We start from the raw sequence: 17,489 nt of genomic DNA on the forward strand, positions 1-17,489 counted from the left end.
GCCCCCGATCGGTGCCCCGCGTCGGACTGATCGTGAATGACGGCAAGGACCTGGCCCTGGCCACCGCCGATGCCATTGAGGCGCGCTTCACGGCGGCGGGCTATGGCGTGGTGCGGGTGAGCAGCTCCGGTGGCATGGTGGGCTTCGCCAACCCCGACCAGCACCTGCGCACCCGTGGCTACACGGCCTGCGTGCCGGCGGGCTTCGATCGCGACCTCAGCCTGGCGGTGGTGCTCGGCGGCGACGGCACCGTGCTTTCGGCCGCCCGCCAGACCGCGCCCGTTGGCGTGCCGATTCTCACGGTCAACACCGGCCATCTGGGTTTTCTGGCCGAGGCCTACCTGCACCAGCTGGAAACGGCCCTCGACCAGGTGCTCAGCGGCGAATGGACGGTGGAGGAGCGCACATCCTTAATCGTCAGCGTGATGCGCGGCGACCAGCGGCGCTGGGAGGTGCTGTGCCTCAACGAGATGGCCCTGCACCGCGAGCCGCTCACCTCGATGTGCCATTTCGAGATCGCCGTGGGCCGTCACGCCCCGGTGGACATCGCCGCCGACGGCGTGATCCTCTCCACCCCCACCGGCTCCACCGCCTATGCCCTCAGCGCCGGTGGCCCGGTGATCACGCCGGATTGCCCGGTGCTGCAGCTCACGCCGATCGCACCCCACTCCCTGGCCTCGCGGGCCCTGGTGTTCAGCGACCGGGAGCCGGTGACGGTGTTTCCGGCCACACCGGAGCGGCTGATGATGGTGGTGGACGGCAGCGCCGGTTGCTACATCTGGCCGGAAGACCGGGTGCTGGTGCGCCGCAGTGAGCAGCCGGTGCGCTTTGTGCGCCTGGCCGACCATGAGTTTTTCCAGGTGCTACGCAACAAACTGGGCTGGGGCCTGCCCCACGTGGCCAAGCCCGGCAACGGCACCGCAGCATGAGCGAAGCCCTGATCCTGCTGGTGGGCCCGGAAGCCGAGGCGCTGGCGGCCCGACTGGAAGCCTCGGGCTACGCCTGCAGCAGCGAAGCCCAGCTTGGGATCGGCGCTGGCCAGGGCTCGGCTGCCAGCCCCGATGCCGTGCTGCTGTCGGCAGGAGAGGCCGGGCGGATCGGCGCATTGCGGGCGCAGTGGGGCACCATTCCGCTGCTGCTCGACGTGGGCAACGACACGGTGGAGGCCCGCATCCATTGCCTCAGCTCGGGTGCCGACGACTTCTGGCTCTCGAGCCTCGGCCCCAGCGACCTGCTGATGCGGTTGCGACTGCACCTGGATCTGACCCGTCGCACCAACGTGCCGGCCCAGTTGCTGCAGGTGGGCGATCTGGTGGTGAACCCCAGCACGCGCCAGGTGAAACGCGGCCCCCGGCCTGTGGGCCTAACGGCGCGGGAATACCAACTGCTGCTCCTGCTGCTGGAGCGCAAGGGCACGGTGGTGGGCCGCGAGCTGATCCTGCGCCAGGTGTGGAACGACGATCAGGCCACCACCAGCAACGTGATTGAGGTGTACGTGCGCTATCTGCGCCAGAAGCTGGAGGAGGGCGGCGAGCGGCGGCTGATCCACACGATCCGCGGCCAGGGCTACTGCCTCAGCGAGCGCTTGCCCCCGCTGGAGGCGCGCAGCTGATGGGTGTCCGTTCCCAGCTGCGCTGGTGCGGGCAGGCGGCCCTGGCCCTGCTGCTGAGCGGCTTCACGCCCCCGCCCCAATGGCTACCGATCACGGCCCAGTGGTGCCTGGCCCCGCTGCATCCCCAACGCTGCATCGCCCTGGAGGTGGCCGACACCCCCGAGAAACAGAGCAAGGGCCTGCAGCTGCGGCCGCCCCTGCCGCCCCTGCGGGGCATGTGGTTCCCCTACAGCCCGCCCTCGCTGGCGCGGTTCTGGATGCACCGCACCCCCGAACCCCTCGACATGCTGTTTGTGCAAGGCAACCGGGTGGTGGCGATCGAGGCCAACACCCAACCCTGCCTTCAGCTGCCCTGCCGCAGCTACGGCCCCGACCAAGCGGTGGACGGCGTGCTCGAACTGGCCGCCGGCCAGGCCGAAGCCCTGGGGATCACGGTGGGCAGCCCGGTGCGGATTGAGCCGCTTGGGAAAGCCTCCCCTTCAACACCAGCACAGGATTGAGCGGCGCCAGGCGGGTGCCGTCGGCCAAGGGCGCCCCCCGCCAGGCCTGATGCTGGCCCACCGCCACCCGGCAGCCTGCCTGCTCCAGCAGGGGCCGCAGCTCCGCCAGGGCCTCCACGGTGGCCAGGGGGATCACCACCACGCCGCCAGGCCGCAGCCGCTGCAGCACCGCCGCCAGCACGGCCGCCCGCTCGCGGCCACCACCGCCAAGCAGCACCCGATCCGGATCGGGCAGCGCCGACAGGGCGTCGGGCGCCCGGCCCTCGTGGATCCCCGCTGGCCGCACCCCCAGCCGTTCGGCATTGGCGGCGATCAGCGCCGCCGAACCGCCCCGCGCCTCCAACAACCAGCCCGCCAGGCCAGGCCGCAGCCGCAGGGCCTCCAGGCCCACCGAGCCCACACCGGCGCCGATGTCCCACAGCACGCCGCGCTCGGGCAGCTCCAGATCGGCCAGCAGCTGGATGCGCACCTCCCGCTTGGTCATCAGGCCCGGGCGGTCGTCGTGCTGGAGAAACAAGCCATCGTCGAGGCCGAACAAGGGCAGAGCCGCCGGATCGGCGGGGGGCGCCGGCGGCTCGGCGATCAACAGCACCAGGTGCAGGGGATCGACTGCGGCGGGCAGCGCCGCCTGCGGGGCGAGCCGCTGCACCCGCTCCTCGGGATGCCCCAGCCGCTCGCACAGCCAAACGGCATAGGCAGCCTCCAGCCCTGAGGCCGCCAGGATCCGCCGCACCTCCTCGGCCCCGCCCCGGCTCGGATCGGTGAGCACCGCCAGGGCGGCGGGCCTTTTCTGCAAGGCGGCGGCCAGGGGCTCCGGGTCGCGACCATGCAGGCTGATCCAGCTGGCGTCCTGCCAAGGGCGGCCGATCCGGGCGAAGGCCAGCTGCAGCGAGCTGGGGGCCGGATGAAAGCGCAGCTGGGCCGCCGGGAAGCGCTGCAGCAACAACCGGCCGATGCCAAACCAGAGCGGATCACCGCTGGCCAGCAGCACCGCCGGCTCGCCGCTGGCCAGGGCCTGCTCCAAGGGGCCGACGATCTGATCCGGCCGGTCGCTGGCCAGCAGCGCCGGGCAGGGTTGCTCCTGGGCGATGCGCCCGGCCGCCTGCTCCGCGTGCCACCAAGGCTCCAACGGCCCCAGCAGCCGCGCCGGCGCCACCACCAGCCGTGCCCGGCGCACCAGCTCCAGGGCCCGGGGAGCCAGAGCGGCCAAGCCACTGGCATCGGTGCCGATCACCTCCAACACAGCCTGCTGCGCCAGGGCGCTTCACGGTTACTGGAGCCATGATGCTCAGCCGAGTGCCCTTCGGCCTGGCCATGAACGACCGCCGCCAGCGCATCCACGACCTCGTGCTCGCCCTGCTGGCCCAGCAGGGCGACCTGGAGCTGCTGGCCGGCGATGGCACGGGCCTGCCCAGCGGCGATCCCGGCAACTGGATCGAGCGCAACCGCCGGGTGGTGCAGCGCTACCAGGCCCTGGTGCGCTCCGCCGTCACCCTCGATGCCCTGGTGGATCAGGAGGTGCAGGGCGGCTTCCAGCCCCCAGCCAACGACCTCTGACAAGCTGGGCGCACCTTTTCTGGCCCCATGGCGCGCTTCGGCCTCTCCGCCCTGACCTCCCTGCTCCAAGGGAAGGGGGGCCGCCGGACGAGCACCAGCAGGTGGACCGCACCCGCCGCCAGCTGGAGCCGCCCGTTCGGCCTGGGCTGGCAGCAGCCCTACACGGTGCGCTACGCCAGCAACCTCGATGACGGCCCCAACCACGGCATGCCCCTGGGGGGCTTCGGTGCCGGCTGCATCGGCCGAGCCCCTGACGGCAGCTTCAACCTCTGGCACCTCGACGGCGGCGAGCATTGGTTTGGCACGCTGCCCGACTGCCAGTTCGCTCTGTTTGAAAGCGACGGGACCCAGAGCCGTGCCCACGCCCTGGCGGTGAAGCCGGCGGCCGATGCCTCCCGCCCCGAGGGCGGCGAGCCCCTCAGCGCCTGGAGCTGGTACCCCGCCAGCACCCCTGAGCAACCCACCGGCACCTACGCCGCCCGCTACCCCCTCAGCAGCACCAGCTACGAAGGCGTGTTTCAGGCCGAGGTGAGCTGTGAGGCCTTCAGTCCGATCCTGCCCGGCGACTACCAGCGCACCAGCTACCCGGTGGCGGTGTTCGTCTGGACGCTGAGCAACCCCAGCGACCGCCCCCTCGACCTCTCGCTGCTGCTGAGCTGGCGCAACACCACCGGCTGGTTCAGCAACACCGATCCCACGGCAGCAGTCCAGTTTCGCGACGACGGCAGCCCAGAGCACAACTACGTGCCGGCGATCGGCCTCAGCAAGGGCCAGCGCAACCGCTGGGTGGATGGGGAGAACCTGCGCGGCGTGCTGCTGGAGGGTGATCGCTCCACGCCGATCGGGGAAGGGGAGGGGCAGTGGTGCCTGGCGGCCCCTGATCACCTGGAGGTGCAGCGCTGCAGCCGCTGGAACCCCCACGGCAGCGGCGCCGAGCTATGGGAGCCCTTCGCGCGCGATGGCTCGATCCCCGACAGCAACAACGACCGCCGCAGCAGCGAGGGCGACCCCAGCAGCGCCGCCCTGGCGGTGAGGTGCCAGCTGGAGCCCGGCGCCAGCATCGAGATCCCCCTGGTGATCAGCTGGGACCTGCCGGTCACGGCCTTCGCCACCGGCACCCGGGCCCTGCGCCGCTACACCGACTTTTTTGGCGGAAAGGCCGGCAGCGCCGCTGCCATCGCCGCCGAGGCCCTGCGCGACTGGCGCGATTGGCGCGCCCAGATCGAGGCGTGGCAACGGCCGGTGCTGGAGCGCACGGATCTGCCCGACGCTCTGCGCATGGCGCTGTTTAACGAGCTCTACGACCTGGCCAGCGGCGGCAGTCTCTGGACCGCCGCCAGCAGCGGCGATCCGGTGGGTCAGTTTGGGGTGTTGGAGTGCCTCGACTACGCCTGGTACGAAAGCCTCGACGTGCGGCTCTACGGCTCGTTTGCCCTGCTGCAGCTCTGGCCCGAGCTCGACAAGGCCGTGCTGCGCAGCTTCGCCCGCGCCATCCCGGCCGCCGATGCCACTCCCCGGCCGATCGGCTGGTATTTCACCCAGGGCAAGGGCCGGGTGGAGGCCCCCCGCAAGGTGGCCGGCGCCACACCGCACGATCTGGGCGCCCCCAACGAGCGGCCGTTTGAAGCCACCAATTACACCGCCTATCAAGACTGCAACCTCTGGAAGGACTTGGCCAGCGACTACGTGCTGCAGGTGTGGCGCACCTTCAAGCTGGCCCCAAGCGGCGAAGACCTCAGCTTTCTGGCGTCCTGCTGGCCGGCGGCGGTGCAGGCCCTGCGGTATCTGAAGGGCTTCGATGCCAACAACGACGGCCTACCCGACAACGGCGGCGCCCCCGACCAGACCTTCGACGACTGGCCGCTGAAGGGCGTGAGCGCCTACTGCGGCGCCCTCTGGATCGCAGCCCTGGAAGCCGCCCTGGCGATGGCCCAGCAGCTGCAGTTGGAGCTGGGGCTCGACACGAGCGGCGAGCAGCGCGAATTCGGCAGCTGGCTGGAGCAGAGCCGGGCCAACTTCGACCCACTGCTGTGGAACGGCGAGTACTACAACATCGACGCCGAGAGCGGCACGCCCGTGGTGATGGCCGACCAGCTCTGCGGTGATTTCTACGCCCGGCTGCTGGGTCTGCCGCCGGTGGTCGCCACCGACCGGGCCCAGAGTGCGCTGCGGGCCGTGAAGGAGGCCTGCTTCGAGGGCTTCCAGGGCGGCACGCTCGGCGTGGCCAACGGCCTACGCCGCGACGGCACGCCCCTCGATCCCAACGGCACCCACCCGCTGGAGGTGTGGACCGGCATCAACTTCGGCCTGGCGGCCTACTACCGCCTGATGGGCGAAACCGACACCGCCTTCGCCATCACCGCTGCCGTGGTCGAGCAGGTGTACAGCGGCGGCCTGCAGTTCCGCACTCCGGAAGCCATCACCGGGGTCAACACCTTCCGGGCCTGCCATTACCTGCGGGCGATGGCGATCTGGGCCCTGTGGGCCACCCACACCAACTGGCAAGCGATCCCCGGGGCGGAGCGCCAGCCATGAAGCGCCTGCTTGCCCTGCTGCTGGCCCCTCTGTTGGCCCCTCTTTTGGCCGCCACCCTCTGGCTGGGCCTACCCCCCGCCGCCCAGTCCCTGGTGCATGCCCACAACGACGAGAACGGCACCCCGGTGGTGCGCAGCCTCGAAAGCCTGCGCGACCTCGACTACCAGAGCTGGCAGGTGGTGGCCTACCGCGAAGGCCCTCCCGGCGGGCCCCTGAAGCTGCGGATCGTCGGCTACCCCGGCAAGGTGCGCCTCGACCACCCCACGGCCCTGCAGGTGCAGAGCGGTCGCTTCCGCTGGGAGCTGGCCGATGTGACCCTGGCCAATCCCCAGCTGGCCGGAGACGGCCGCGCCGCCGCCGCCGAATTCGACCTGGCCCCGCTGCTGGCCGACCTGAAGCAGGACCGGCCCCTGCGCCTGGTGCTGCCGGGAGTGTTTGTGGAACTGCCGGTGCCGCCATTTGTCGTGGCGGAATGGCGCAGCCTGCCGATGGCTTAGCCAGCAAGTCAGGATTGCCAACGACAGCCCCTCTGCAACGCAACGAGTATCAATCAGGGCGGGGCACTGAGCCACAGGGCACAGCTGAATTGATCAAGATAGAATCACGAAACAATTGCGCACGAGGACGGCATCATGGTTAGCTTTTCCAAGAGCATCGCGGTTGTTGCAAGCCTGACAACCATTGCGGTTGCCGCCGTTGCTGCCGTGAGATACTTTGATGGAATGGATGGGCAAATAAAAGATCAGCGGCTTTTAATTGAGACGTTGCAAAAAGAGCTCAAAGACCGCGGAAATAGCACCCAGAGTCCGCAGTCTCAGTCTCCCGGCGCTCCATCTCTGCCTGCCCCGGCCTCTATGCCCCTTCAAAATCCTCCCCCGCTGCCCACTGCACCAGCTGCAGACGAGATAAGGCCTCCGGCATCGGCGCAGTGACGCCAGACAACCCGTGAATCACCTTTCTGCTCAGACGCGAACAAACAGAGATTGCAGCGCTGCGTTTCCACGCCATCATGCAGCCATGAGCATAACAATTGGCCTGGCTTTTTCGTTGACCATCGGCTGGATGGCTGCAAAACTCCTGGCCGGAAAGGCTCGGAGTCAAGGCGAGGATCAGAGGACGATTTCTCTGAAGACGATTTCTCTGAAGACGATCTCCTTGGATCAGGAACGCCCCAGGGCCCTGTCTTACACGGAAATGATGAATTCAGGGAAACAACGGATGGATCAAACATCCCTCAGGGACGACTGATATCTCTTTTAGTTTTTCTCCACTCGCTTTGTTGCTCTTCCACACCTTCTTCAGTGCCACCCCCCTTATCCAGCCCCGAACCCAGCCCCTGGCGCCCCTGGATGCAGCGAGCCCTGCAGCTGGCGGCCCTCGGCACCGGCCGCACCAGCCCCAACCCTTTGGTGGGTGCGGTGGTGCTCGATGCCAACGGAGCGTTGGTGGGGGAGGGCTACCACGCCCGGGCTGGTGACGCCCACGCCGAGGTGGGCGCCCTGGTTCAGGCGGGCGAGCGGGCCCGCGGCGGCACGCTGGTGGTCACCCTGGAGCCCTGCTGCCACCACGGCCGCACGCCCCCCTGCACAGGCGCCGTAATCGCCGCGGGGCTGGCCCGGGTGGTGGTGGCCATGGCCGATCCCAACCCCCAGGTGGCCGGCGGCGGCCTGGCCCAACTGCGGGCCGCCGGCATCGCGGTGATCACCGGGGTGGCCGAGACGGAAGCCCGCGCCCTCAACCGCGCCTTCTGCCATCGCGTCGCCACGGGCCGCCCCCTGGGACTGCTCAAATGGGCCATGGGTGCCGACGGCCGCACCGCCCTCAGCAACGGCGCCAGCCAATGGATCAGCGGCCCGGAGGCACGGCAGTGGGTGCACCGGCTGCGGAGCCAGTGTGATGCGGTGATCGTGGGGGGCGGCACGGTGCGCGCCGACGACCCCCTGCTCACCAGCCGCGGACGGCGCGATCCCGAACCCCTGCGGGTGGTGCTCAGCCGCAGCTTGGATCTGCCGGCCAACGCCCAGCTCTGGAGCCAGGCCGCCGCGCCCACCCTGGTGGCCCATGGCCCCGAGGCACCGCCGCAGGCCTGCGCCGCCCTCGATCAGCAGGGCGTACCCCGGCTGGAACTGGAGCTCTGCAGTCCCCGGGCCCTGCTGGAGGCCCTGGCGGCCCGCGGCTGCAACCAGGTGCTGTGGGAATGCGGGCCGGAGCTGGCCGCCGCGGCCGTGCGCGACGGCTGCGTGCAGGAGGTGGCCGCCGTGATCGCCCCGAAACTGATGGGCGGCGAGCCGGCCCGTACACCCCTGGGCGAGCTGGGTTACAGCGCCATGGCCGAGGTGCCGGCCTGGCCTGCCCACCCCCCCCTGGCCCTCGGCCCCGATCTGCTCTGGCGGCTCACCACCCCAACCCCCGAACCCCCAGCCCCCTCCTTCCCTTGAGCGCCATGCCCACCACCAACCTGCCCTTCGCGCTGCAGCTCCCCCTGGCGGGGGCGGTGCTGGCCCTGGTCGTGTGGCTGCTGCTGGATCGGCTTGGCCGGCGCTGCCGCAGCGGCTCCCTGGTTCGCGCCCTGCTGCTCAACGGTCGGCTCAGCCTGGCCGGAACAGTCTTGCTCAGCAGTGTGGGCTGGTGGCTGGCGGGGCCGGATCAGGGCCTGCAGGTGCGCGATCTGCTGCTCAGCATCGGCGTGGTGTGGACCCTGCTGCGCTGGCGCCGAGAACTCAAGCAGCGCGATGAGCACTACGCCGCTCAGCTGCTGCCGCACCTCGCCCCCAAAGACCAGCTCTTCCTGTTCGACGTGCTCGACAAGCTGTTCTGCAGCGCTGCCCTGCTGGTGGTGCTGTTCAAGGCACTCGAGCTGCTGGGGGTGTCGGCAGGGGTGTTGATCACCGCCGGGGGCTTCGGCGCCGCGGCCCTGGGCTTCGGTGCCCGCACGATCGTGGAAAACGGCCTCAGCGGCTTGAGCCTCTACATCAACCGGCCCTTCACTCTCGGCGACACGATCAACCTGCCGGCGCTCAACCTGCTGGGCACGGTGGAGAAGGTGGGCTGGTTTTACACCGAGCTGCGTGATCCCGACCGCCAGCGGATTTACATCCCCAACGGCATCTTCACCAGCCAGGCATTGCAAAACCTGGCCCAGATCGACAACCGCCGCATCTGGATCGAATTCGGACTCCGCTACGCCGACCGCGGCCGCATCGAGGCCATCATCCACACCCTGGGGGAGCGGCTTGAGACCCTGACTGGGATTGACCGGGTCAGGGACCGGCTGGTGCACTTCGTCGACTACGGCGACTCGGGCCTGCTATTGCGACTGCTGTGCTTCGGCGCCAGCGGCGACCTGCAAGCAGCCTGGGCCCTGAGGCAGCAGGTGTTGCTGTTGATCGGCGAGGTGGTGGAGCAGGCCGGGGCCGCCATGCCCTTCCCCACCCGCACGGTGATCTCAAACGATGGCCCTACCTCAACTGCGGATGCAGCGGATCCCCCTTGAAGGGCCCCACCACCGCGGAGGTGATCCAGCCGCCGTAGAAACCGCCCGGCTGGGGCACGACCCGCTCGCCATCGAGCCAGCAGCCATCCATCAGGGCTGGATACACAGCAAACCAACCCGCCAGCGCCGCGAAGGCGGGGGTGGGCTCGGGGTAGGTCCACACTGCCCGGCGTAGGCGGCGCTCGGCCGGACTGCCCGAATCGACCACCACATCGCAGTAATGGGCCACCCCCTTCCACTCGCAGAAGCTGGTGCCGGCGCTGGGCTGCAACAGCTCTAGCCGCACACTTTCGGGCGGCAGGTAGATGGTGGGGGGATGGAAGGTTTCCAGCACCCGCAACATGCGATGGCTCTCCGCCAGCAGCTGGCCCAGGGCCTCCACCCGCACATGGGCAGCGCTCTCCACCAGGGCTGGCGGCCGGGGGTAGTCGCACACCCGCTCAACGGCTGCCGCCATGGCGGGCTCAGGCATGGATGAAATTGCGCAACCGCCGGCCTTCCGCTCCGGCCCGCTCCTGCAGCTCCGCATCGCTGAGGCTGGCCTCCTGCCGCTGCTGCGCGGCGATCACATCAGCCTCCTCAAGCGCATAGCCGGCGCCGCGGGCCAGCTCCAGGAAGGCCGGCAACTCCAGGGGCTCCGCCAGCTGGGCCGCCAGGTCGGGCGTCTGCCGGGCAGCGGCCAGGAAGGCGTCCAGTTGCTCGAGGCTCACAGATTCAGCTCCAACTGGGGCTGGTCTAGCCACGACGGCGGGCCATCGGCTAGCCAGCCAGCGGGATCCCAGGGGAGCAGCAGCGGCTCCAGGGCTCTCAGGCCGGGGCCGTCAGCGACCGCCAGCCAGGCCTCCTCCAGCCCGGTGGGAATCACCACCGGCATGCGCCGGTGGATCGGCGCCAGCAGGGTGTTGGGGGCACTGGTGAGCACGCAGCAACTCTCCAGCTCGCTGCCATCCGGGCCGATCCAACGGTCCCAGAGGCCGGCCAGCCAGAACAACTTGCCGTCGCGCCGGCGGATCCAACGGCCCTGTTCCCAGAAAGCATCGGCGGGGATCAGGCAGCGGCGATGGCGCCAGGCGCCGCGAAAACTGGGCTTGAGCGCCACGGTCTCGGCGCGGGCATGCACAGACCGGTGGGCGGTGGCCGGGTCCTTGACCCACTCGGGCAGCAGCCCCCACAGGGCCAGGGCAACCTGCAGCTGGCCGTGCTCCTGACGCTGGATCAACAGCGGTTCGCCCGGGCGCACCTCGGCCCGGGGGGCGTAGTGGGCCGCCAGCCCCGGCGGCAGGGGGCCCTGCAGCTGCGGCAGCAGGCGGGCGAGATCGGCGCCGAGCGAAAAGCGACCACACATGCAGCAATAGGCGACTTGAGGACTGGGGGGGCGCGTTCGGTTCTCCCAACCTTGGCTCGATCGCCGATGGGGAGCACAGGCCTAGCTTGGTTAGACCTTTGGCTGCCGCACCATGGCGATCCGCCAGGACGACAACCGCCCCAACCGCCGCTTCGGAATTATCAACCTGGTGTTGATCGGCTTCGGCGTGCTGCTGCTGTTCAGCAACTTCCTACCCAACCAGGGAGCCCAGGTGCCGCGGGTGCCCTACTCGCTGTTCATCGACCAGGTGAACGACAGCAACGTCAAGCGTGCCTACATCACCTCCGACCAGATCCGCTACGAGCTCAAGGAAGCCTCTGAGGAGGGCGCACCCACCGTGCTCTCCACCACGCCGATCTTCGACATGGATCTGCCCCAGCGGCTGGAGCAGCACGGGGTCGAGTTTGCCGCCGCGCCGCCCCAGAAGCCCAGCTTCATCACCACGGCCCTGAGCTGGGTGGTGCCGCCGCTGATCTTCATCCTGGTGCTCCAGTTCTTCGCCCGCCGCCAGATGGGCGGCGGCGCCCAGGGGGCCCTGAGCTTCACCAAGAGCAAGGCCAAGGTGTACGTGCCCGATGAGGAATCCCGGGTCACCTTCGCCGATGTGGCCGGTGTGGATGAGGCCAAGGCCGAACTCGCCGAGATCGTCGACTTCCTCAAGAAGCCCGAGCGCTACGCCGCCATCGGCGCCCGCATTCCCAAAGGCGTGCTGCTGGTGGGCCCTCCCGGCACTGGCAAAACCCTGCTCTCCAAGGCTGTGGCCGGCGAGGCGGAAGTGCCCTTCTTCATCATTTCCGGCTCCGAATTCGTGGAGCTGTTCGTCGGCGCCGGCGCAGCCCGAGTGCGTGATCTTTTCGAAGAGGCCAAAAAGAAAGCACCCTGCATCATTTTCATCGACGAACTCGACGCCATCGGCAAGAGCCGTTCCGGCTCGATGGGTGTGGTCGGCGGCAACGACGAACGCGAGCAGACCCTCAACCAGCTGCTCACCGAGATGGATGGCTTCACCGGCCAGGACAAACCGGTGATCGTGCTGGCGGCCACCAACCAGCCGGAAACCCTCGATGCTGCACTGCTGCGCCCGGGTCGTTTCGACCGCCAGGTGCTGGTGGATCGCCCCGACCTGTCTGGTCGCAAGTTGATCCTTGACATCTACGCCAAGAAGGTGAAGCTCTCGAGCAGCGTTGACGTTGACAAAATCGCCCAGGCCACCAGTGGCTTTGCCGGTGCCGACCTGGCCAACCTGGTGAACGAGGCGGCCCTGCTGGCGGCCCGCGCCTACCGCACCGAAGTGGAGCAGGCCGACCTCAACGAAGCGATTGAGCGCGTGGTGGCTGGCCTGGAGAAGAAGAGCCGGGTGCTCCAGCCCGACGAGAAGAAAGTGGTGGCCTACCACGAAGTGGGCCACGCGATCGTTGGCCACCTGATGCCCGGCGGCAGCAAGGTGGCCAAGATCTCGATCGTGCCCCGGGGCATGAGCGCCCTGGGCTACACCCTGCAGCTGCCAACCGAAGAGCGCTTCCTCAACTCCAAGGAAGACCTCGAAGGCCAGATCGCCACCCTGCTGGGCGGCCGCAGCGCCGAGGAGATCGTGTTTGGTGAAGTCACCACCGGAGCCGCCAACGACCTGCAGCGCGCCACCGACATCGCCGAGCAGATGGTGGGCACCTATGGCATGAGTGAAACCCTCGGGCCCCTTGCCTACGACAAGCAAGGCGGCGGCCGCTTCCTCGGCGGCGGCAACAACCCCCGCCGTTCCGTCAGCGATGCCACGGCTCAGGCGATCGACAAGGAGGTGCGCACCCTGGTTGACAACGCCCACGCGCGTGCACTGGCGATCCTGCACCACAACCGGGACCTGATGGAGAGCATCTCCCAACAGATCCTGGAGAAGGAGGTGATCGAAGGAGACAACCTCAAGGAACTGCTGGCCAGCAGCGTGCTGCCCGAGGAGGCCGGGGTGACGGCCTGAGGCCTTGACGCCGGGGCACCTGATCACGGATAAGGGTTCTTTAGAGATGCAGCCATGGCTGCCATCAACGGATACCCGGCCCTGGCTGAGCTGCGCGGCAGGGATCTCCTCTCCTCCGCCGACCTGAGCGCCGAACAGACGCTGAGCATGCTGCGGCTGGCCGCCGACCTCAAGGCCGGGCGCAGCCACATCAATCTCGACGGCAAGACCCTCGGCCTGATCTTCACCAAGGCCTCCACCCGCACCCGGGTGAGCTTTTCGGTGGCCATGGCGCGCCTCGGCGGCCAAACCCTCGACCTCAACCCCCAGGTAACCCAGGTGGGCCGGGGCGAGCCCGTGGCTGACACGGCCCGGGTGCTGAGCCGCTACGTGGATGCCCTGGCGATCCGCACCTTCGCCCAGGAAGAACTGGCGGACTACGCCCACTGGGCCTCGATCCCCGTGATCAACGCCCTCACCGACCTGGAGCACCCCTGCCAGGCCCTGGCCGACTTCCTCACCCTGCAGGAGGCCTTCGGCGAGCTGGCTGGTCTTACCCTCAGCTACGTGGGCGATGGCAACAACGTGGCCCACTCGCTGATGCTCAGCGGTGCCCTGCTGGGTGTGAACGTGCGCATCGGTTGCCCCAAAGGCTTCGAGCCCGACGCCGCGGTGCTCGACCAGTCCCGCGCCCTGGCAGCGGCCCACGGCAGCAGTGTGGAGGTGCTGCATGAGCCGGTGGCGGCCGTGCGCGGCGCCCATGCTCTCTACACCGATGTGTGGGCGTCGATGGGGCAGGAAGAGGAAAAGGCGGAGCGGGAGCGGGCCTTTGCCGGCTGGTGCCTGAACGAAGAGCTGGTGGCGGAGGCCGATCCCCGGGCGATCGTGCTGCACTGCCTGCCGGCCTATCGGGGCCTGGAGATCAGCGCCGGTGCCATGGAGGGCAGCGCCAGCCGCATCTTCGATCAGGCCGAAAACCGCCTGCACGCCCAGCAGGCCCTGCTGGCGGCGCTGCTGGCCGAGCCCTGAACCGGATGGCGGCACGCTCCCGTCGACTTCGCCGGTTCCATCCCTGTCGCCCAGCCTTTAAGCGAAATCCGCCCGCGACAGAGCTGGACAAAGCGCCCACGAGGCGGTACATCTGTATCAGCGACGCCAACCCGGTGCCCCAGCCTGCTCATCAAGGCCATCACGACACCCAGCAAGAGCTGACCACGGCCCAGCGGGAGCTCTACGACTGGCTGGCCGACTACATCGGCGCCCACCGCCACAGCCCCTCGATCCGCCAGATGATGGAGGCCATGGGGCTGCGCTCGCCGGCGCCGATCCAAAGCCGCCTGCGCCACCTCCAGCTGAAAGGCTGGATCACCTGGCAGGAGGGCCAGGCCCGCACCCTGCAACTGCTGGGCGGCATGGCCAGCGGCATTCCGGTGCTAGGCGCCGTGGCCGCTGGTGGCCTGGTGGAAACCTTCGACGACGTCCAGGAGCGACTCGACCTGGCCCCGGTGCTCGACACCCGCGGCCTGTTTGCCCTCACGGTGAACGGCGATTCGATGGTGGATGCCCACATCGCTGATGGCGACGTGGTCCTGCTGGAGCCGGTGCCCGACCCCAGCCGCCTCAAGGCCGGCACGATCGTGAGCGCCCTGGTGCCAGGCAGTGGCACCACCCTCAAGCACTTCCACCGCAGTGGCGCCACGGTGACCCTGGAGGCCGCCAACCCGGCCTACGAACCAATCGTGCTTCCCGCAGACCAAGTGACGGTGCAGGGCAAGCTGGTGGCCGTCTGGCGCCAGGTCTGAACAGGCAGCGTTGTAAGCTCAACTAGCGCACGGCAAGGCCCACGGGCCAAAGCGAGACGACCAGCGTCATTGCTGCCAAAGCGCCTTTTCGGGGCCATAGCTCAGCTGGTAGAGCACCTGCATGGCATGCAGGGGGTCAGCGGTTCGAATCCGCTTGGCTCCATCGAGAGAACCCAGGCCCAGCCTGGGTTTTTTTGTGTGTGCTGCATCGGAGCGCATGGGGCGCTTTGAGCCAAGCCACAGCCCCAACGTGGTGAGCCTGGCATTCAGGAGCCCCGTACATCACACTCAGGTCGATCTGGAGAGACCCGTGCTGGAGCTGTTTCATGCTGCCCCCTCCTACTACTCGATGGTGGCGCGGTTGGCACTGGCAGAAGCGGGGGTGGCGACCATCAGTCGACTCCTGGATATCCACATCGCCAAGCAGCAGTTGAGCGATGCCTACCGCCAGCTCAACCCCCATATGACGGTGCCCACGCTGCGTGGCCCCGGACTGCTGCTGACCGACAGCGCCGACATCCTCGCTTTCAGCGCTCACCAGGCCGGCGCGAATTGGCTGGATGCTGATGCGGGGTTGGCGCCAGCGATTGACCAGGTTGTAACTGACCACTACGCCATTTCGATCGAAAACCTCACCTTCAGCAAGTTGCTGGTGAGCAAGCCCCTGCTCCTTCCAGTTGTGAAGAGGGTGCTAGGGGGCCTGAGCCGAAGCCTTGAGGCCAGGGCGGAGCAGGCAGCTGACGGTGGCGCATCCCTGCGGGCCAAAGCCCAGCAGGATCGTGAGCGGTTGGCGGCCTTGACCGATGTGCCACCAGCCCAAACCTTGAAATCCATGCGCGAGCAGGTGCACGCTCATCTCTGTGCTCTGCCAGCACCACAGTTTGAAGCAGGCCTTTTTGGGGATCGTCTTAGCCGGGCCGACATCGTGGTGGCGGTATTACTGGCTCGTCTCAGCATGACCGACGAGCTCCAGCTGCTCGAACGGGACGATATCCGTCAGTGGTGGCAGCACTTCCAAACAAGAACAGGGTTTCAATCAGCCAACATTTGGACCCGTTTTCAGAAGCGCAGCTTTGTGCAGGCCGTCATCGCAGCCCGCCACACCCCGCTGGTCATCCACGATTAGACATAGCTCCACGGCAATGCCAGGAACGGTTCACAATCTAAGCCGCAACTGAAGATTACCGGCGACGCCAGCTACGTGTGCGCCGTGGATCCGGAGGGCAACGCCCACCCCCATGGGCTCACCGAGATCCTGGTGAACGCCCTCGATCGGGGCATGAATCCCCAGCAGGCCGTGGATCACCGGCTCGATGGGGTCGCGCTCGGGTTCTGAGGGGCGCTGGGCTTCGCCTCCAGCAACACCCGCACCTGGTGGTCGTTCCAGCCCTCGCCACGCCAGCGCTCGCCGAGGGCTGCCGCCATCGCGGCCACCAGCAGCAGCAGCGGCAACAGAGCCGGATCCCCCTGCAAGGTGAACACAAAAGCGGCGCAGAACAGCGGCGCGCCATGGGCAGCGGCGAACAGGGCCGTGGCCCCCACCGCTGCCAGCTGGGCCAGGTCGTTGCTGGTGAGCCCTGGCAGGCCCTGCAGCGGACTGATCAGCAAGGCTCCGAGGCTCATGCTGTCGTGCATCAACCCCCCGGGGGCCCCCAGGGCAAGGCTGAGCACGCTGGCCAGCAGGCGCCACAGCCAGAGGAGCGGTGATCCCACGGATTCACCACTCAGGGCCGCCGCCAGCGACAGAGAGCCGTCGTTGAGGCTGAGGCCGCCACTGACGAACGCCAGCAGCGTGAGGCTGGCGGCCAGCAGCAGGGCACCCAGCAGCAGCCGCTTGGCCAGCAGGCGTTTCACCCAGGCGGCTGCGGGCAGCAGCAAGCGCACGAACAGGCTTCCTCCAGCGGCTCCCACCAGGGTGAGCAGCACCACCCAGCCCCACAGCTCCGGTGCCAGGGCTCCGAGATCCAGGCCCGGCAGACGGGCCGGCTGGCCCGTGGTGGTGGCCAGCAGGGTGCCACTGCCCGCCAGCAGCAGCGCTGGCAGCACCAGCGGCAGACCGCTGCGCTGGCCCAGCTCTTCCAGGCCATAGGCCACGGCCAGCAGGGGGGAGCGAAACGCCGCCCCCAGCCCGGCTGCGCCTCCGATCACGGCCACCAGTTGCGGCGGAAGGGCAGCCAGCAGCTGAAAACGAGGCCAGCGCCGGCGGATGGCCAGCAGCACGCTCGCCCCCAGCGCCACCGAGGGCGACTCCACCCCCACCGCCAAGCCGCCCAGGTGGGTGAGCAGCATCAGGGGCAGCCGCCGCAGCTGGGTGGCGAGGCTGAGCTGTTGCAGCCAGAGCGCCTCCCGGGCGCTGCGCTCAGCCTGGGGCGCGCGATCGAGGGCGAGCAGCGCCGTCGTGCCGCCACCGCGGCCCGCGGCCAGCGGCCCCCAAGCCAGCAGCACCAGCAGGCTCGTGGCCGCAAACACCACCACGCAGCCGAGTAGCGGCCGGGGTTGAGCCGCCAGCCAGAGCCCCCGCTGCAACAGGAAGCCCAGTTCTGAGAGGGCCTGATAGGGCCACATCAGCAGCCCAAACAACAGCCCCAGCAGCAACCAGCCAGCCAGGGCAACCGCTGCCGGAGCACGAACCGGAGTCACGGGCAGCTCTGCAAGCAGGCATTGCCGGGATCA

19 protein-coding genes and 1 tRNA gene are annotated in these 17,489 nt (G+C 68.6%); 15 read left to right on the top strand and 5 right to left on the bottom strand.

From position 1 onward, the window contains the following. The first annotated feature begins 11 nt into the window (after positions 1–11). The 3 genes from KBY65_RS02390 to KBY65_RS02400 are packed head-to-tail and all read left to right on the top strand — an operon-like array spanning position 12 to position 2,112. The gene (locus tag KBY65_RS02390; RefSeq protein WP_255000398.1) at positions 12–929 is read left to right on the top strand and encodes an NAD(+) kinase; all 918 of its coding nucleotides are present in this window, start codon (positions 12–14) and stop codon (positions 927–929) included. Beyond that, on the top strand, positions 926–1,612 hold the full coding sequence (locus KBY65_RS02395) for a winged-helix domain-containing protein (protein WP_255000399.1): 687 nt from the start codon (positions 926–928) through the stop codon (positions 1,610–1,612). Before KBY65_RS02390 ends, KBY65_RS02395 begins: the two co-directional genes overlap by 4 nt. Further along, positions 1,612–2,112 carry a DUF192 domain-containing protein gene (locus KBY65_RS02400; RefSeq protein ID WP_255000401.1) on the top strand — a complete coding sequence of 167 codons (501 nt, stop codon included), beginning with the start codon at positions 1,612–1,614 and terminating at the stop codon, positions 2,110–2,112. Before KBY65_RS02395 ends, KBY65_RS02400 begins: the two co-directional genes overlap by 1 nt. On the opposite strand, the gene cbiE is transcribed toward KBY65_RS02400, so the two are convergent. Beyond that, positions 2,042–3,355 carry a precorrin-6y C5,15-methyltransferase (decarboxylating) subunit CbiE gene (cbiE, locus tag KBY65_RS02405; RefSeq protein ID WP_255000403.1) on the bottom strand — a complete coding sequence of 438 codons (1,314 nt, stop codon included), beginning with the start codon at positions 3,353–3,355 and terminating at the stop codon, positions 2,042–2,044. The two genes, KBY65_RS02400 and cbiE, sit on opposite strands and share 71 nt — an antisense overlap. A gap of 41 nt (positions 3,356–3,396) precedes the next feature. On the opposite strand from cbiE, the gene KBY65_RS02410 reads away from it, so the two are divergent. The 6 genes from KBY65_RS02410 (at position 3,397) to KBY65_RS02435 (ending at position 9,697) form a co-directional block, all read left to right on the top strand. After that, a complete protein-coding gene (locus KBY65_RS02410) occupies positions 3,397–3,669 on the top strand; it encodes a hypothetical protein (protein ID WP_255000404.1) in 273 nt (90 codons plus the stop codon). Between the two features lie 27 nt (positions 3,670–3,696). Beyond that, on the top strand, positions 3,697–6,204 hold the full coding sequence (locus KBY65_RS02415; RefSeq protein WP_255000405.1) for a GH116 family glycosyl hydrolase: 2,508 nt from the start codon (positions 3,697–3,699) through the stop codon (positions 6,202–6,204). After that, a complete protein-coding gene (locus tag KBY65_RS02420; protein WP_255000407.1) occupies positions 6,201–6,701 on the top strand; it encodes a DUF3122 domain-containing protein in 501 nt (166 codons plus the stop codon). The genes KBY65_RS02415 and KBY65_RS02420 overlap by 4 nt, the downstream gene beginning before the upstream one ends. A 520-nt stretch (positions 6,702–7,221) precedes the next feature. Continuing rightward, positions 7,222–7,452, top strand: a complete 231-nt coding sequence (locus KBY65_RS02425) for a hypothetical protein (RefSeq protein ID WP_254988621.1) — start codon at positions 7,222–7,224, stop codon at positions 7,450–7,452. A gap of 101 nt (positions 7,453–7,553) precedes the next feature. Continuing rightward, a complete protein-coding gene (ribD, locus tag KBY65_RS02430; protein ID WP_255000409.1) occupies positions 7,554–8,642 on the top strand; it encodes a bifunctional diaminohydroxyphosphoribosylaminopyrimidine deaminase/5-amino-6-(5-phosphoribosylamino)uracil reductase RibD in 1,089 nt (362 codons plus the stop codon). A gap of 5 nt (positions 8,643–8,647) precedes the next feature. Beyond that, positions 8,648–9,697, top strand: a complete 1,050-nt coding sequence (locus KBY65_RS02435; RefSeq protein ID WP_255000411.1) for a mechanosensitive ion channel family protein — start codon at positions 8,648–8,650, stop codon at positions 9,695–9,697. On the opposite strand, the gene KBY65_RS02440 is transcribed toward KBY65_RS02435, so the two are convergent. The 3 genes from KBY65_RS02440 to KBY65_RS02450 are packed head-to-tail and all read right to left on the bottom strand — an operon-like array spanning position 9,663 to position 11,042. Continuing rightward, the gene (locus KBY65_RS02440; protein WP_094560244.1) at positions 9,663–10,154 is read right to left on the bottom strand and encodes a DUF427 domain-containing protein; all 492 of its coding nucleotides are present in this window, start codon (positions 10,152–10,154) and stop codon (positions 9,663–9,665) included. The genes KBY65_RS02435 and KBY65_RS02440 overlap by 35 nt on opposite strands. A gap of 7 nt (positions 10,155–10,161) precedes the next feature. Further along, the gene (locus KBY65_RS02445; RefSeq protein ID WP_254988617.1) at positions 10,162–10,407 is read right to left on the bottom strand and encodes a Nif11-like leader peptide family RiPP precursor; all 246 of its coding nucleotides are present in this window, start codon (positions 10,405–10,407) and stop codon (positions 10,162–10,164) included. After that, positions 10,404–11,042, bottom strand: a complete 639-nt coding sequence (locus KBY65_RS02450) for an SOS response-associated peptidase (RefSeq protein ID WP_094560185.1) — start codon at positions 11,040–11,042, stop codon at positions 10,404–10,406. The genes KBY65_RS02445 and KBY65_RS02450 overlap by 4 nt, the downstream gene beginning before the upstream one ends. A 112-nt stretch (positions 11,043–11,154) precedes the next feature. Here KBY65_RS02450 and ftsH point away from each other — a divergent pair, with 112 nt between their 5' ends. From ftsH to KBY65_RS02480, 6 genes are all read left to right on the top strand, one after another. Then, positions 11,155–13,035 carry an ATP-dependent zinc metalloprotease FtsH gene (ftsH, locus tag KBY65_RS02455; protein ID WP_255000413.1) on the top strand — a complete coding sequence of 627 codons (1,881 nt, stop codon included), beginning with the start codon at positions 11,155–11,157 and terminating at the stop codon, positions 13,033–13,035. 54 nt (positions 13,036–13,089) lie between these two features. Next, entirely contained in the window at positions 13,090–14,043 is a 954-nt protein-coding gene (argF, locus tag KBY65_RS02460) for an ornithine carbamoyltransferase (protein ID WP_094560183.1), read from the top strand. Positions 14,044–14,177: 134 nt separating this feature from the next. Then, positions 14,178–14,816, top strand: a complete 639-nt coding sequence (lexA, locus tag KBY65_RS02465) for a transcriptional repressor LexA (RefSeq protein WP_094560182.1) — start codon at positions 14,178–14,180, stop codon at positions 14,814–14,816. Positions 14,817–14,906: 90 nt separating this feature from the next. Then, positions 14,907–14,979: transfer RNA gene (locus tag KBY65_RS02470), tRNA-Ala, on the top strand. A 147-nt stretch (positions 14,980–15,126) separates the two neighbouring features. Next, a complete protein-coding gene (locus KBY65_RS02475) occupies positions 15,127–15,942 on the top strand; it encodes a glutathione S-transferase family protein (RefSeq protein WP_255000414.1) in 816 nt (271 codons plus the stop codon). 75 nt (positions 15,943–16,017) lie between these two features. Further along, positions 16,018–16,152 carry a gamma-glutamyltransferase family protein gene (locus tag KBY65_RS02480; RefSeq protein ID WP_233128557.1) on the top strand — a complete coding sequence of 45 codons (135 nt, stop codon included), beginning with the start codon at positions 16,018–16,020 and terminating at the stop codon, positions 16,150–16,152. Here the strand turns inward: KBY65_RS02480 and KBY65_RS02485 are convergent. Then, complete coding sequence (locus tag KBY65_RS02485; RefSeq protein ID WP_255000415.1) at positions 16,119–17,456, bottom strand: chloride channel protein; 1,338 nt, start codon at positions 17,454–17,456, stop codon at positions 16,119–16,121. The genes KBY65_RS02480 and KBY65_RS02485 overlap by 34 nt on opposite strands. Positions 17,457–17,489: the final 33 nt, after the last annotated feature.

The sequence above is a fragment of the Cyanobium sp. Alchichica 3B3-8F6 genome (genome assembly GCF_024346435.1).
Classification (GTDB): Bacteria; Cyanobacteriota; Cyanobacteriia; order PCC-6307; family Cyanobiaceae; genus Cyanobium_A.

Coding starts and splice junctions, on each gene's coding strand:
- KBY65_RS02395 (WP_255000399.1), top strand. CDS start 926: ATGAGCGAAGCCCTGATCCTGCTGGTGGGCCCGGAAGCCGAGGCGCTG.
- KBY65_RS02400 (WP_255000401.1), top strand. CDS start 1,612: ATGGGTGTCCGTTCCCAGCTGCGCTGGTGCGGGCAGGCGGCCCTGGCC.
- KBY65_RS02410 (WP_255000404.1), top strand. CDS start 3,397: ATGCTCAGCCGAGTGCCCTTCGGCCTGGCCATGAACGACCGCCGCCAG.
- KBY65_RS02415 (WP_255000405.1), top strand. CDS start 3,697: ATGGCGCGCTTCGGCCTCTCCGCCCTGACCTCCCTGCTCCAAGGGAAG.
- KBY65_RS02420 (WP_255000407.1), top strand. CDS start 6,201: ATGAAGCGCCTGCTTGCCCTGCTGCTGGCCCCTCTGTTGGCCCCTCTT.
- KBY65_RS02425 (WP_254988621.1), top strand. CDS start 7,222: ATGAGCATAACAATTGGCCTGGCTTTTTCGTTGACCATCGGCTGGATG.
- ribD (WP_255000409.1), top strand. CDS start 7,554: ATGCAGCGAGCCCTGCAGCTGGCGGCCCTCGGCACCGGCCGCACCAGC.
- KBY65_RS02435 (WP_255000411.1), top strand. CDS start 8,648: ATGCCCACCACCAACCTGCCCTTCGCGCTGCAGCTCCCCCTGGCGGGG.
- KBY65_RS02440 (WP_094560244.1), bottom strand. CDS start 10,154: ATGGCGGCAGCCGTTGAGCGGGTGTGCGACTACCCCCGGCCGCCAGCC.
- KBY65_RS02450 (WP_094560185.1), bottom strand. CDS start 11,042: ATGTGTGGTCGCTTTTCGCTCGGCGCCGATCTCGCCCGCCTGCTGCCG.
- ftsH (WP_255000413.1), top strand. CDS start 11,155: ATGGCGATCCGCCAGGACGACAACCGCCCCAACCGCCGCTTCGGAATT.
- argF (WP_094560183.1), top strand. CDS start 13,090: ATGGCTGCCATCAACGGATACCCGGCCCTGGCTGAGCTGCGCGGCAGG.